The sequence below is a fragment of the Streptosporangium roseum DSM 43021 genome (assembly GCF_000024865.1).
GTDB lineage: Bacteria > Actinomycetota > Actinomycetes > Streptosporangiales > Streptosporangiaceae > Streptosporangium > Streptosporangium roseum.
In genome coordinates this window covers 3,180,829-3,194,005 of sequence record NC_013595.1, presented here as the reverse complement: position 1 = coordinate 3,194,005, position 13,177 = coordinate 3,180,829, and the positions used below count along the sequence as shown (strand labels likewise).

Here is a 13,177-nt window from a genome sequence, read left to right as displayed (position 1 = left end):
AGATCGGGCCGGCCGTCCACCGGGCCGCGCCGGTTCAGCGCGCGCGGTCGTCGTCGAGCAGGTCGGCCGCCTGGACGACGATCCTGGGATCGGGCTCCCCCACGATCTCGTGGTCCTTGTTGTCGTACTCGAACTGGCTCAGGAGGTGGCGCATGGCCTCGATCCTGGCCCGCTTCTTGTCGTTGCTCTTGATCACCGTCCACGGCGCCTGCTCGGTGTCGGTGTACAGGAACATGTCCTCCTTGGCCTCGGTGTAGTCCTCCCACTTGTCCAGCGACTGCAGGTCCATGGGCGACAGCTTCCACTGCCGCACCGGGTCGACCTGGCGGATCACGAACCGGGTGCGCTGCTCGGACCGGGAGACGGAGAACCAGAACTTGACCAGGTGGATGCCGTCGCGGACGAGCATGCGCTCGAACTCGGGGGCCTGCTCCATGAACTCCAGGTACTCCTCCGGCGAGCAGAAGCCCATCACCCGTTCCACTCCGGCGCGGTTGTACCAGGAGCGGTCGAAGAAGACCATCTCCCCCGCGGCCGGCAGGTGGGAGACGTAGCGCTGGAAGTACCACTGGGTGCTCTCGCGCTCGCTCGGCTTCTCCAGGGCCACCACGCCGGCCCCGCGCGGGTTGAGATGCTCCATGAACCGCTTGATGGTGCCGCCCTTGCCCGCCGCGTCGCGCCCCTCGAACAGGACGACCAGCCGCCCGCCGGTGTCCTTCATCCAGTACTGGAGCTTGAGCAGCTCGATCTGGAGCAGTCGCTTGAGGCGGTCGTACTCGGCCCGGTCCATCCGCTCGCCGTAGGGGTATTTCTCCCGCCAGGTGTCCACGGGAGTGCCGTCCATCCGCACCAGGACGGGATCGTCGTCGTCATCGTCCAGGACGCGCAGATTCGGCAGCTCGTCGAGCAGGTCGCTGCGTGCCACGGCCGACCGCACGTCGAGCACCGGGAACTGCCCCTCCGTGGGCTCCTCGCCCAGCACCTCTGTCATGAGTCCCCCCGCGAGTTCCACACCCTCACCTGTCCCCTACCTCCCCGCGGGTGCCCTAATCCTCGGGCGGGCCGGTATCGGGTCCCCGGCGGTCACGATAAAAACCCACTAAACAAGTAGGTCTTGACGGAATTAAGCGCCTGTGCTGGAGTGAGAACCGTGCGGGCCGAGCTACGAACGGTGACTCGCGGTCACATCGACCTGTGCCGCGCCCGGTCCTCCCCCTGTCGCCGCTGACCTCTCCGATCGCCCGGCGGCGCCCTCGCACGCGCGCCGTCCTCCCCCCACTCGCTCAGACGACCTGCAGGAAGGCTGCAACCATGGCCGTGGAGTTCTTAGACATCGGTGGCGCGCACGACGGGCCGGAGAACGGCAGGGGCGGCGGCTCCCCCGCGACGGTCGCGACGGCCGGGCCGCAGGTCCCCCGGCCCGCCGAGAGCGGTCCGCCGGAGAACGGCGGGAACGGGAGAGACGGCGGGGACGGCCGGGACGGCGGCCCCGCGCCGAAGGTGGTCACCACCCGGCATCCGGGACGGTGGGTGACCGCCGCGGCCGTGGTCGTGCTGCTGGCCATGGCGGCCAGCGCGCTGATCACCAACCCCGCCTGGGAGTGGGAGGTGGTCGGGGAGTTCCTCTTCGCCCCCTCCGTGCTGCGCTCGGTGGTCTTCACGCTGGAGCTGACCGCCCTCGGGATCGGCTTCGGCTTCCTGCTGGGCACCGTGCTGGCGCTCATGCGGATGTCGGCGAACCCGCTGCTGTCCTCGGTGGCCTGGGGCTACATCGCGCTGTTCCGGTCGATCCCCCTCATCCTGCAGCTGCTGTTCTGGTACAACCTGGCGCTGCTGTACCCGCGGCTCTCCTTCGGCGTCCCGTTCGGCCCGTCGTTCTTCGACATCGGCACCATGGACCTGATCGGCCCGGTCACCGCCGCCGCGCTCGGCCTCGCGCTGCACCAGGCCGCCTACGCCGCGGAGATCGTCAGGGCGGGGCTGCTCTCGGTGGACCACGGCCAGCGGGAGGCCGCCGCCGCGCTGGGCATCCCCAGGTCCAGGCAGCTGTTCCGGATCGTCCTGCCGCAGGCCATGCGGTCGATCGTGCCCACCGCGGGCAACGAGATCATCGGGCTGGTCAAGGGCACCTCGATGGTCTACATCATGGCCCTGCCCGAGCTGTTCTACCAGGTCCAGGTGATCTACAACCGCAACGGCAGGGTCATCGCGCTGCTGCTCGTCGCGACCATCTGGTACCTGGTCATGACCACGGTCCTGTCCGTCGTCCAGCACTACCTCGAGCGCCACTACGGGAAGGGCCGCGCATGAGCGCCGCGATGGTCGACCTGCGGGACGTGCACAAGAGCTTCGGGTCGCTGGAGGTGCTGCGCGGGGTGGACCTCCAGGTCGCCCCCGGCGAGGTCACCGTGGTCATCGGCCCCTCCGGGTCGGGCAAGTCGACCCTGCTGCGCACCGTCAACCACCTGGAGAAGGTGAACAGCGGCTCGGTCAGCGTGGACGGCGAGCTCGTCGGCTACCGCCGGATCGGCGACAGGCTGCACGAGCTCCCCGAGCGCGAGATCCTCCGGCAGCGGACCAAGATCGGGTTCGTCTTCCAGAACTTCAACCTGTTCCCGCACCTGACCGTGCGGCAGAACGTCACCGAGGCTCCCCTGGCCGCCCAGCGCCGGCCGAGGGCCGAGGTCGAGGAGCTGGCGGCCCGCCTGCTGGAGCGGGTCGGGCTGGCCGGCAAGGCCGGCGCCTACCCCCGGCAGCTCTCCGGCGGCCAGCAGCAGCGGGTGGCCATCGCCCGCGCCCTCGCCCTGGAACCCAAGGTCATCCTCTTCGACGAGCCGACCTCCGCGCTGGACCCCGAGCTCGTCGGAGAGGTGCTCGACGTGGTGAAGGACCTCGCCCGGAGCGGCACCACCATGATCGTCGTCACCCACGAGATCGGCTTCGCCCGCGAGGTCGCCGACACCGTCGTGTTCATGGACGAGGGGCGGATCGTCGAGCGGGGCTCCCCCTCCCAGGTGCTGGACGCCCCCCGGCACGAACGCACCCGCCTCTTCCTCAGCAAGGTCCTCTGACCCCTCCCCACCGCCAGGCGAACCCTTCCGACACCGAGCAAGGATCGACATGTCCCTGTTATCAAGGCTCACCCCCGTCGCCGTCGCGCTGCCCCTGCTGCTCGCCGCGGCCTGCGGCGCCTCCGAGAGCGCCTCCGGCACCGCCGCCAAGCCCGCGGCGGCACCCGCCGCCGCCCCTTCCGGGGGCGGCGGGCTGAGGATCAACACCTCTCCCGAGCAGAACCGGATCCGCGCCGACAAGGTCGACGCCATCGCCGCGCAGGTCCCCGAGGCGATCCGCGCCAAGGGGGCGCTCACGGCCGGCTTCAACGGCGAGGGCACCCCGCCGCTGGTGTCCCTGGCCGACGACGACACCACGCTGATCGGCGTCGAGACCGACATCGCCCACCTCGTCGCCGACGTCCTGGGCCTGAAGCTCCAGGAGGAGAACACCTCCTGGGAGAACCTGTTCCTGGCGGCGAGGTCCGGCAAGTACGACCTGGTCTTCAACAACGTCACCGTGACCGAGGAGCGCAAGGACATCTACGACTTCGCCACCTACCGGGTGGACCAGCTCGCCTGGCAGACGGCCGCGAACAGCCCGATCACCAAGATCGAGAAGGCGGCCGACATCGCGGGGCTGAACGTGTCGGTCGGGTCGGGCACCAACCAGGAGAAGATCCTGCTGGAGTGGGACGCGCAGAACCAGAAGGCCGGGCTCAAGGCCGCCCAGATCCAGTACTACCAGAAGTACGGCGACATCCTGCTGGCCCTGAAATCCGGTCGCGTCCAGGCCTACCTCGGCCCCAACCCGCCCATCGCCTACCAGGTGGCCGTCGGCGGCGACAGCAAGATCGTCGGAACGCTCTCGGGCGGCAGCTCGCTCGAGGGCCTGATCGCGGCCATGACCCTCAAGGGCAACGGGCTCGTCAAACCGGTCAGCGAGGCGCTGAACACCCTGATCGAGAACGGCAAGTACGCCGAGGTGCTCAAGCGCTGGGGCCTGGAGAACGAGGCGGTGACGGAGTCGCGGATCAACCCGCCCGGGCTGCCCCGGCAGGCCAAGTGACCGTCGGGTCCGTCGAGGTGCGGCACGTCGCGGTCCACGACCCCGAGGTCAGGCCGCTCCTGGACGACCTGCGTCAGGAGTACACCAGCCGGTACGGCCCCAACCAGGAGCTCAGCCGCTACCCCGGCGAGCAGTTCACCCCGGCGCACGGAGGGGCGTTCCTGATCCTCGTCGAGCACGGGGAGACCGTCGCCGGAGGCGCGTTCCGCCGCTACGACGAGGAGACCGCCGAGCTCAAGCGGATCTGGACCCACCCCGGCCACCGGCGGCGCGGTCTCGGCCTCGCCGTCGTACGCGAGCTGGAGCGGGAGGCCGTACGGCAGGGCTATCGCAGGATCTACCTGACCACCGGCCCCCGCCAGCCCGAGGCCGCCGGGCTCTACCTGGCGACCGGATACACCCCGCTCTACGACCTGGGAGCCGACCCCGAGACGGTCGGCCCCCACCCCTTCGAGAAAACCCTCTACGAGCGGGCGGCCGAGACCCAGGAGGCGTGCAGGTCGGCGTAGACGCCGGGCTCCTCGACGAGTTCGGCGTGCGGGCCGCGCTGCACGATCCGGCCCCTGTCGAAGACGAGCACCTCGTCGGCGGCCTCGGCGGTGGACAGCCGGTGGGCGATGGAGATGGCGGTACGGCCCCGCGTGACCCCCTCCAGGGCGCGGGCCAGCCGTACCTCCGTCGCCGGGTCCACCGCCGAGGTGGCCTCGTCGAGCAGGAGCAGGTCGGGGTCGGCCAGGTAGGCGCGGGCCAGTGCCACGAGCTGGCGCTCCCCCGCCGACAGCGACTCCCCGCGCTGGCCGACATGGGTGGCCAGGCCCGCGGGCAGGCCCTCCAGCCAGCCGGTGAGGCCCAGCTCGGTCATGGCCAGCCGGATCTCCGCCTCGGTCGCCGACGGGCGGCCGAAGCGGATGTTCTCCTCCAGGGTGCCGTCGAACAGGAAGCCGTCCTGGGGCACCATGACGATCCGCTCGCGCAGGGAGGAGAACCGGACCGCGCGCAGGTCCTCGCCGTCGACGGTGACCCGGCCGGAGACGGGGTCCATCAGCCGGGTGAGCAGCTTGGCGAAGGTCGTCTTGCCCGAGCCGGTCTCCCCCACCACCGCGATCCGCGAGCGCGGCGGGATGTCCACCGACACCTCGCTGAGCACCGGCACCCCGCCGGGGTAGGAGAACCCGACCTCCTCGAAGGAGACCGAGATGGGGCCGCGCGGCAGCTCGACGCCCTCCGGGCCCGGGTCGGCGACGTCGGGCGGGGTGTCGAGCACGCCGAGGATGCGCCGCCAGCCGGCGACCGCGTTCTGCGCCTCGTTCAGCACCTCGGTGGCGATCTGCAGGGGCGAGACGAACAGCGTGATCAGGAACAGGAAGGCGATCAGGCGCCCGGCGGTGATCTCACCGCCGATGCCCAGCCGCACGCCGAGCAGCACCACTCCGGCGAGCGCCACCGCCGCGACGATCTCGGTCAGCGGGAAGACGGTGGCGACGATCCGCTGCGTGCGGGCCTGCGCGGCCCTGTTGGCGTCGATCGCGCTGTCCAGCCGGCCCGCCGTACGGGACTCCGCCCCGTGGGCCCGGATCACCGCCGCGCCCACGACCGACTCGCTGACGGCGGCGAGCATGTCGCCCGTGCGCTCGCGGACCAGCGTGTAGGCGCCCGACAGCCAGCGCTGGAAGCGCGGCAGCACGACCATGAGCGGCAGGAAGCAGATCCAGACCAGCAGGGCGAGCTGCCAGGAGTAGACGAACATCAGCACGGTGGCGACCAGGAGCTGCCCCAGGGCGATGATGATCATCAGCCCGCCCCACTGCATGAACACGCTGATCTGGTCCACGTCGCCGGTGACCCGGGAGACCAGGGCGCCACGCCGCTCGGAGTTCTGGGTGAGCACCGACAGGTCGTGCACGTGCCGGAAGCCTCGCACCCGCAGCCCGGCCAGGGAGGCCTCGGTGGCCTTGTACAGGCGGACGTTCATCAGATACGCGCACACCGCCGTCAGCACCACGGCCGCGGCGCACAGCAGCACGGCGGCGCGGATGTAGGGCAGGTCGGGGACCTCGCCCTTGAGCCCCCGGTCGATGGTCTGCTGGACGGCGATCGGCACGATCACCTTGCCGAGCGTGGCCAGCACGGCCAGCACGAGCGTGCCTGCCAGCCCCTTGCGGAACTCCGGCGTGAGCGACAGCCCGTGCCTGACGGTGGCCAGCGCCGACCGTTCGACCCCCTGAAGCGAGCTCACGCGCATCCCTCGCCCAGCGGTTCGCCGGTCCGGAGACGCACCGGACCGCTGTGTTGACCGACTCGCTCGCTCACGCGCTGACCTCTTCCTCTTCCTCTGCTCCGAGCGCCTCGCGCTCGGCCTCTTCGCGTTCGTAGGCGGTGACCAGGTTGCGGTAGCCCTCGCAGCGGGCGAGCAGCAGGTCGTGGCCGCCCCGGTCGACGACGCTGCCGTGCTCCAGGTAGACGACCTCGTCGGCCAGGGCGATGGTGGCCATCCGGTAGGCGACGACGACCACGGTCGAGGCCTGGGCCGCGTCCCGCAGGCCGTACAGGATCCTGGCCTCGACCTGCGGGTCCACGCTGGAGGTGGCGTCGTCCAGGATGAGCAGCCGGGGGCGGCGGACCAGCGCGCGGGCCAGGGCCAGGCGCTGCCGCTGGCCGCCGGACAGGGTGGTGCCGCGCTCGCCGACCTTGGTGTCGAGCCCGGAGGGGAGGGCGCTGACGAAGCCGTCGGCCTGCGCCAGGCGCAGTGCCGCCCAGACGTCCTCGTCGCCGACCGGCAGGCCCAGGGCGACGTTGCCGCGCACGGTGTCGTCGAACAGGAACGTCTGCTGCGGCACCAGCGCCACCGCGTCGCTGACCCCGCCGCGGGCGACCTCGCGCAGGTCCACCCCGTCCACGACCACGGCGCCCGCCGCCGGGTCGACCAGGCGGACGAAGGTCTGGGTGAGCGTGGACTTGCCCGAGCCGGTGGGGCCGACCAGCGCGACGGTACGGCCCGGCTCGGCCTCGAAGCTCACCCCGTGCAGGACCGGGAAGTCGTCGTAGGCGTAGTCGAGGTCGCGGACCTCCAGCCTGGCCGGGGCGGTGCCCCGCAGCGTGGCGGCGCCGTACTCCATGGAGCCCGTCGCGGCGAGCACGTCCTGGACCCGCTCGTAGCCGACGACGGCGCGGGGCAGTTCGGCGAGGACCCAGCCGAGCGCGCGGATCGGGAAGGCCAGCAGGGTGAACAGGTAGGCGACCTGGACCAGGACGCCCGAACTGATCGCGCCGCTCTCCAGCCTCCCCGCGCCGACCAGCAGCACGGCGAGCACGCCCAGGGTGGGCAGGGCCTCCAGCATCGGGTCGAACAGGCCGCGGACGCGGCCGACGGCGATGTTGGCGTCGCGCAGCTCCTCTGCCCTGGCCTGGAACCTGACGGTCTCCTCGTCCTCGCGGCCCAGGGTCTTGACGACCAGCGCGCCGTCGAAGCTCTCGTGCGCGATCTCGCTGACCTCGGCGCGGAGCTGCTGGGCGCGGGTGGCCAGGGGGCTGAGCCTGCGCTGGTAGACCAGGTTCAGGACGGCGATCGCCGGGAAGATCAGGAAACCGACCAGGGCCAGGACGGGATCGGTGATCACCAGCGCGATTGCCGCCGTGAAGAGCATCACGACCACGCCGACCGCCATCGGCAACGGCGCGAGCGGGGCCCAGGCGGCCTCGGCGTCGGAGCTGGCGTTGGACAGCAGCTGGCCGGTCGGATGCCGGTGGTGCCAGGCCAGGGGGAGCTTGAGGTACTGCCGGGTGACCTCCCGGCGGGACCGGGCCTGCATCCGGTACTGCATGACGCCGGCGAAGAAGCGCCGCCCGGCCACGCCCAGCGCCTTGAGCAGCGACACGCCGAGGATGAGGAGCGTGCCGAGGACGAGGGTGCCGGTGGCGACCTCCCCCTTGGCGAACGCGGGCAGCACGACGTTCTCGGTGGCCCAGCCAAGCGCCCACGCCGATGCGACCGTCATGACGCCGTAGAGCGCGCTGGACAGGGTGGCGGCGGCGAAGACCGCCTTCTCGGCCCGGATGGCCACCCCGAGTACGCGGAGTCCCTTACGCATGACGGCGGAAGTCACCTTGCTCGCCACTCGGGGGGTTTCCTTTCGCTGAGAAACATTGCTACAAGTCACTATCACGCAGGATCACGCCCTTATTCCCTCAGCCCCCTCCCCGGAGAGTCGTCCCCCGCCCCGATCTGCCCTGATTTCCGGGACAACGACGTTGTTAGGATCATCAGATGACTCACGCCCGCGCCGAGCGCGCCGCGCTCAGCGACCTGTTCGTCCAGCTCGGCCCGGATGCCCCCACGCTCTGCGAGGGCTGGACCACCTTCGACCTCGCCGCCCACCTCGTCCTGCGCGAACGCCGCACGGACGCCGCCGGCGGTATCGCGATCAAGCCGCTGGCCGGATACGCCGCCTCGGTGCAGGAGTCCCTGAAGGCCAGGCACGGCTACGCGGGCCTGATCGAGCTGATCCGTTCCGGCCCGGCCGGAATCTACGGCCTGGTGCCCGGCATGGACAAGGCCGTCAACACCATGGAGTTCTTCATCCACCACGAGGACGTACGGCGGGCGCAGCGGGTCTGGGAGCCGCGCGAGCTCCCGGCCGACCTGGAGGAGACCTTCTGGAAGCAGGTGCGCGCCGGCAGGCGCCTGTTCCTCCGCAAGTCCCCGGTCGGCGTCGTCCTGCATCGCATCGGCGGGGGCGTCGCCCTCGGCGGGGCCAAGAACGTCCCCAGGGTCGAGGTGACCGGCACCGCGGGCGAGCTCCTGCTGTTCTGCTTCGGCCGCCAGTCGCACGCCAGGGTCGACGTCGCCGGCGGCGACGAGGCCGTGGCCAGGCTGATGGACGCGCCGCTGGGCGTCTGAGGCCGTCCGGGGCCTCTCCGGACCGGTCCGGCACCTCTCCCCCGGCCGTCGGGGCGTCCGCGAGGCCGTCGGGGCGTCTCAGCCCGGCAGCAGGCGATGCCTGGCGCCGAGGACGAACGGGAAGTCGCAACGGCCCGGATCGACGGGGCGTCGGCTGCGCGCCTCCAGGCGATACCCCGGGAAGCCGTCCCCGGCCGAGACGTCCCCCAGGTATCCCAGCATCAGGACGAGGTCGTTCAGGCCGTCCAGGGAGAGCAGGAGGTCGGCCTCGTCCCGCCACGGATTCATCCCGAACGGCTCCGCCGCGACCGGGGTGAACCCCAGGCGCGCCTTGAAGGTCAGCAGCCCCGGCTGCGGGATGTGCCCGTACAGGTTGGGGTCGTTGCCCAGGGTGACCCGGCGGTAGCCCTTGCGCCGGGCGACGGCGACGGCCTCGGCGTACAGGACGCGGGCCAGGCTGCGGTCGCGCCAGAGCGGGTCCACGGCCGAGAAGCGCAGCTTGACCGTGCCGGTCTGCGGGCTCTCCAGGCACAGGCAGCCGCCCGCCATGCCGTCCTGGCCGTAGGCGTAGACGGCGTAGTGGCGCTCCTCGGCGAGGACCGCCTCCCGCAGCGACGCGGCGAACCCCACTCCGCGGGGCATCCTCGCGACCATGTGCCCGTACAGCAGGAGGAACTCCTCCAGCGCGGCGGGGACCAGGGGCTGCTGCACCACCTGCCGCAGCTCCCGCGCCGCGGCCTGCCGGGCGCGGCGGACGTCGTAGCGGGACCGCTTGGGCAGCCGGGCCAGCCACTCCTCGTCGGTGTCGCACACCGGGGAGACCCAGGTGATCCACGAGGGCTTGCGGACGAACCCGGCGCGGGCCAGGTCGACCCAGCTCCCGGCGGGCGGCTCGGGCACCCGCAGCACGTTGACGCCCGGCGGCAGGGCCCGCCGCTCGCGGGAGAGGGCCAGCGCCTCCCCGGCGGAGGCGACGGCGACCGAGAGTCCGGAGTCGTCGCGGAGTTCCATGTCGGCGGGCCTCCATGTCAGCGGGGTTCCAGGCCGGCGTCGGCGGGTGCCACTCCGGCGGGTCTCGATCGTCAGCGGGTCTCCGCCGGATCGGGGACGGGCGCCGGTCCCGCCTCCCGGGTGCGCTCCCAGGCGTACAGGGCCGCGAGGGCGGACAGGATGAGCACCGAGCCGAGCGCCTCGTTCGGGTTGAGCCGCTCGCCCCTGGCGACCAGCCCGGCCACGACCGCGACCACCGGGATGAGGTAGAACGCCAGAGACGCCCGCACCGGCCCGACCCGGGCGATCAGCCAGTAGTTGACCAGGAAGGCGACGGCCGTACCCGCGCCCAGCAGCACCAGGCAGAGCGCGATCAGCCACGTCAGGCGCACCGGGTGGGCGAGCTGCCCGCTCCCGGCCGGAAGCATGATCGCCGAGGCGGCCAGCGCCTGGGCGGCGGCCAGGGAGAGCTTGCCGTCGGGGAGCGTCCTCATCAGCCGGCCGGCGTAGCTGTAGGCGAGCGCGTAGCAGGTCGCCCCCGCCAGGCACAGCAGCTGGCCGCTCAGCGGCGCCCGCTCGCCGCCGCTCCAGGGGGCGAGGACGACGGCGAGCCCGGCGAAGCCGATGACGGTGGCGCCGACCTCGGCGGCCGTGGGGCGCTCGCGCAGCAGCAGCCAGGCCACCGGGATCGTCATCAGCGGCGTCAGGCCGGTGTAGACCCCGGCCAGGGCGCCGGTGACCTCCCGCTGCCCCCAGGCGAACAGCAGCCAGGGCACGGCCTGGCCCAGCAGCCCCATCCCGGCCAGCTTCAGCCATACCACGCCCCCGTGCGGCAGCGCCGTACGGCGGGCGCGGGCGAGGAGCACCAGGGCCGCCGCGCCCAGCACCAGCCGGATCAGGACGATCTGGATGGGGTCGAGCCCCTCCAGCGCCTCTTCGACCAGGAGGAAGTTCGTGCCCCAGACGGAGGCGAGGACGCCTATGCCAAGGATGTCAGCGGGGCGCACGTGAGAGCCTTGCCTGCCTGTGTCGGGTAGCCGTGGTGACCGAAGTCGCGCAGCTCCCCGCCCGCCCCGTACCAGGAGACGACCTCCGCGTCGAGACGGGCCCGCTGCTCGATCACGTCGGCCACCGCCTTCGCGCACTCGCGGACCGTCTCGGTGCTCAGGTAGGGGAAGTCGGCCAGCAGGTCGAGGGAGACCGCCTCGTGCGCCTCGTCCTCGTTGACGTCGGAGTGGCTGACGATCGGCCGGACGAAGCCCTCCGGCAGGCCCAGCTCGGCGCAGCGGAGGCGGAACAGCTCCAGGAACTCCGGTTCGGGCTCCTCCATGGGGAAGAGCGTCGAGATCAGCGCCAGCGGGAAGTTGTAGGCGTACACGCCGAGTGAGGCCATGATCGCCATCGTGGCCGGCAGCGGCTGGGCGCGCAGCAGCGCTTCCCGGGGGACGCCGACCGCGGCCAGTGATTTCTCCATCATGCGGTCGTGGTTGCGCTCGGTCATGTAGAAGTGCATCAGCTTCTCCCACACCGGCAGGCCCAGGTCGTCACGGGCCAGCGCCGGGGCGAGGGCCCGGGGGCACAGGTGGGTGATGTGCCAGTATTCGACCGCGTAGCCGATGAGCTGCCCGCGGGTGACGCTGCCGTCGACGAGCGCCTCGACCAGGGGGCTGCGGACCTCCGCGCGCACGTGATCGGCGTGCCTGCGCAGGTGAGCGTAGGCGCTGACCCCGCTCATCCCGGCCTCCGCGGCCTCCTCGGCCTCGGCGATCATGCCCTGCTCGTCCAGCGCGGCGAGCATCTCGCCGTACTCCTGCGGGCTGCCGGGGAAGGCCGCGCCGAGTTCGGCGGCGCTCAGGCCGCCCCCGGCCAGCACGGCGACGAAGTCCTGGAACCTCTCGGCCCGGCCGTCGTCGAACTCGAACTCGACGAACCGGCGCCCGTCGAGATAGGTGAACTCGATACCGCCGTCCGGCGTGGCGGCCGACCGCACCCCCGGGCGCAGCGAGGGCCGCCGGAATCCGGCGAAGTCGCTCATCATGCCTCCTGTTCAGATGTCGCCGGTGCGCAGCAGCGGGCGCCGGGGGTCGGAGTAGTGCTCCAGGATTCCGTTGAAGAAGGCCGCGTAGGCCTCCATGAACAGGTGCGCCTTGTCGTGCCAGCGCCGCTCGGTCTCCTCGTCGACGCCGGGGACCCGCGCGAACAGCTCCCGGCTGACGGATCCGTGGTCGTGTCCCGCGTTGACCCGGGCGTGGGCGCGCATCGGCTCGACGAAGGCCGGGTCCAGGCCGATCCGGTCGCAGGCGGCCAGGAAGGAGTCGTAGGCGATCCGCCCGTCGGGGCCGTCGGAGTCGGAGTCGAGGCGGCCCTCCAGCACGCCGATCGTGGCGACGAAGAAGAGCGGATCGGTCCGCGCCCACCAGGACAGCGTCTTGATCAGTGCGGTCGTGGTCGGCAGGGGACGCGCCCTCAGCAGGTCGTCGCGGGTGACGCCCAGGGGCTGGAAGGCACGGAGCACGATGTCGTCGTGGCGGTGCTCCTCCTGGTAGAAGTCGTTGAGCATCGCTCTGAGCTCGGCGCTCTCGGCCAGGGCCAGCACGGCGGAGTCGAACTCGTTCTCCCGGAAGAGGAAGAACCAGTTCTCCAGGCCGAAGCCGAAGAAGACGTTGCGGTGGAGGGTCTCCGGGCGCTCCAGGACCCCGCGCCAGAAGGGGCCGGCGAAGACCAGATCCTCCAGGAGCCGGTTCAGGACGTCCTCCAGGCGGGACAGGACCGCCAGCCCCGAGGACGCCACCGGGACGGCGCCGTCGTCGACCAGACCCCACACCACGGCGGGCGCGACGACCTCGCGCACCGCCTCGCCGTCGAGACCGGTCTCGCGCTCCAGGTCGCCGATCGTCCTGCTGCCGTCGAGCAGCCGGAGCAGCCGGAGGAAATCCCGCTGCCCCATCCCCTCCGGGGCCTCGACCTCCAGGACGCCGCCGGGGGTGTGCAATTCGGCCTCGCCCTTTTCTCCGATCCGCACGGTGGCCCGGAGAAATGGCTTTACTGGAAGGAAGTTCACCGACACGGCCGGTCCCCTTCTGACGTCGGAAGGTGAAACACAGGAGGAAGACCGGCACCGAGGGTGCCGGCCTTCTGGCGGTTCGCTACATCACAGGTGAACAGCCGAAA

The 13,177-nt window shown here is 71.6% G+C and carries 12 protein-coding genes; 5 read left to right on the top strand and 7 right to left on the bottom strand.

Annotated elements, in window-relative coordinates:
- Positions 1-34: 34 nt before the first annotated feature.
- Positions 35-991 (bottom strand): polyphosphate kinase 2, encoded by a 957-nt coding sequence (ppk2, locus tag SROS_RS14215; protein WP_012889634.1) that lies wholly within the window; start codon positions 989-991, stop codon positions 35-37.
- A 320-nt stretch (positions 992-1,311) separates the two neighbouring features.
- On the opposite strand from ppk2, the gene SROS_RS14210 reads away from it, so the two are divergent.
- The 4 genes from SROS_RS14210 to SROS_RS14195 are packed head-to-tail and all read left to right on the top strand — an operon-like array spanning position 1,312 to position 4,628.
- Positions 1,312-2,310: an amino acid ABC transporter permease gene (locus tag SROS_RS14210; protein ID WP_012889633.1), complete on the top strand. Its 999-nt coding sequence runs from the start codon at positions 1,312-1,314 to the stop codon at positions 2,308-2,310.
- Positions 2,307-3,071, top strand: a complete 765-nt coding sequence (locus tag SROS_RS14205; RefSeq protein ID WP_012889632.1) for an amino acid ABC transporter ATP-binding protein — start codon at positions 2,307-2,309, stop codon at positions 3,069-3,071. The genes SROS_RS14210 and SROS_RS14205 overlap by 4 nt, the downstream gene beginning before the upstream one ends.
- Before the next feature lie 49 nt (positions 3,072-3,120).
- Positions 3,121-4,119, top strand: a complete 999-nt coding sequence (locus SROS_RS14200; protein ID WP_012889631.1) for an ABC transporter substrate-binding protein — start codon at positions 3,121-3,123, stop codon at positions 4,117-4,119.
- Positions 4,116-4,628 carry a GNAT family N-acetyltransferase gene (locus SROS_RS14195; protein WP_012889630.1) on the top strand — a complete coding sequence of 171 codons (513 nt, stop codon included), beginning with the start codon at positions 4,116-4,118 and terminating at the stop codon, positions 4,626-4,628. Before SROS_RS14200 ends, SROS_RS14195 begins: the two co-directional genes overlap by 4 nt.
- Here the strand turns inward: SROS_RS14195 and SROS_RS14190 are convergent.
- Together SROS_RS14190 and SROS_RS14185 are read right to left on the bottom strand one after the other, a co-directional pair.
- Positions 4,583-6,361 carry an ABC transporter ATP-binding protein gene (locus SROS_RS14190; RefSeq protein WP_043652005.1) on the bottom strand — a complete coding sequence of 593 codons (1,779 nt, stop codon included), beginning with the start codon at positions 6,359-6,361 and terminating at the stop codon, positions 4,583-4,585. The genes SROS_RS14195 and SROS_RS14190 overlap by 46 nt on opposite strands.
- Positions 6,362-6,425: 64 nt before the next feature.
- A complete protein-coding gene (locus SROS_RS14185) occupies positions 6,426-8,207 on the bottom strand; it encodes an ABC transporter ATP-binding protein (RefSeq protein ID WP_043655573.1) in 1,782 nt (593 codons plus the stop codon).
- Between the two features lie 176 nt (positions 8,208-8,383).
- Here SROS_RS14185 and SROS_RS14180 point away from each other — a divergent pair, with 176 nt between their 5' ends.
- On the top strand, positions 8,384-9,016 hold the full coding sequence (locus SROS_RS14180) for a TIGR03085 family metal-binding protein (protein ID WP_012889627.1): 633 nt from the start codon (positions 8,384-8,386) through the stop codon (positions 9,014-9,016).
- Between the two features lie 78 nt (positions 9,017-9,094).
- Here SROS_RS14180 and SROS_RS45950 read toward each other — a convergent pair whose 3' ends face one another.
- From SROS_RS45950 to SROS_RS14160, 4 genes are all read right to left on the bottom strand, one after another.
- Entirely contained in the window at positions 9,095-10,027 is a 933-nt protein-coding gene (locus SROS_RS45950; protein WP_012889626.1) for a GNAT family N-acetyltransferase, read from the bottom strand.
- A 71-nt stretch (positions 10,028-10,098) separates the two neighbouring features.
- On the bottom strand, positions 10,099-11,013 hold the full coding sequence (locus tag SROS_RS50935; RefSeq protein WP_012889625.1) for a DMT family transporter: 915 nt from the start codon (positions 11,011-11,013) through the stop codon (positions 10,099-10,101).
- Complete coding sequence (locus SROS_RS50930) at positions 10,986-12,044, bottom strand: thiaminase II/PqqC family protein (RefSeq protein WP_052316936.1); 1,059 nt, start codon at positions 12,042-12,044, stop codon at positions 10,986-10,988. Before SROS_RS50930 ends, SROS_RS50935 begins: the two co-directional genes overlap by 28 nt.
- 9 nt (positions 12,045-12,053) lie before the next feature.
- Positions 12,054-13,028, bottom strand: a complete 975-nt coding sequence (locus tag SROS_RS14160; RefSeq protein ID WP_052316935.1) for a thiaminase II/PqqC family protein — start codon at positions 13,026-13,028, stop codon at positions 12,054-12,056.
- Positions 13,029-13,177: the final 149 nt, after the last annotated feature.

Bases quoted from the DNA above. Each gene is read 5' to 3' on its own strand.
- SROS_RS14210 (WP_012889633.1), top strand. From the start codon at position 1,312: ATGGCCGTGGAGTTCTTAGACATCGGTGGCGCGCACGACGGGCCGGAG.
- SROS_RS45950 (WP_012889626.1), bottom strand. From the start codon at position 10,027: ATGGAACTCCGCGACGACTCCGGACTCTCGGTCGCCGTCGCCTCCGCC.
- SROS_RS14190 (WP_043652005.1), bottom strand. From the start codon at position 6,361: ATGCGCGTGAGCTCGCTTCAGGGGGTCGAACGGTCGGCGCTGGCCACC.
- SROS_RS14205 (WP_012889632.1), top strand. From the start codon at position 2,307: ATGAGCGCCGCGATGGTCGACCTGCGGGACGTGCACAAGAGCTTCGGG.
- SROS_RS14185 (WP_043655573.1), bottom strand. From the start codon at position 8,207: ATGCGTAAGGGACTCCGCGTACTCGGGGTGGCCATCCGGGCCGAGAAG.
- SROS_RS14180 (WP_012889627.1), top strand. From the start codon at position 8,384: ATGACTCACGCCCGCGCCGAGCGCGCCGCGCTCAGCGACCTGTTCGTC.
- ppk2 (WP_012889634.1), bottom strand. From the start codon at position 991: ATGACAGAGGTGCTGGGCGAGGAGCCCACGGAGGGGCAGTTCCCGGTG.
- SROS_RS50930 (WP_052316936.1), bottom strand. From the start codon at position 12,044: ATGATGAGCGACTTCGCCGGATTCCGGCGGCCCTCGCTGCGCCCGGGG.
- SROS_RS14200 (WP_012889631.1), top strand. From the start codon at position 3,121: ATGTCCCTGTTATCAAGGCTCACCCCCGTCGCCGTCGCGCTGCCCCTG.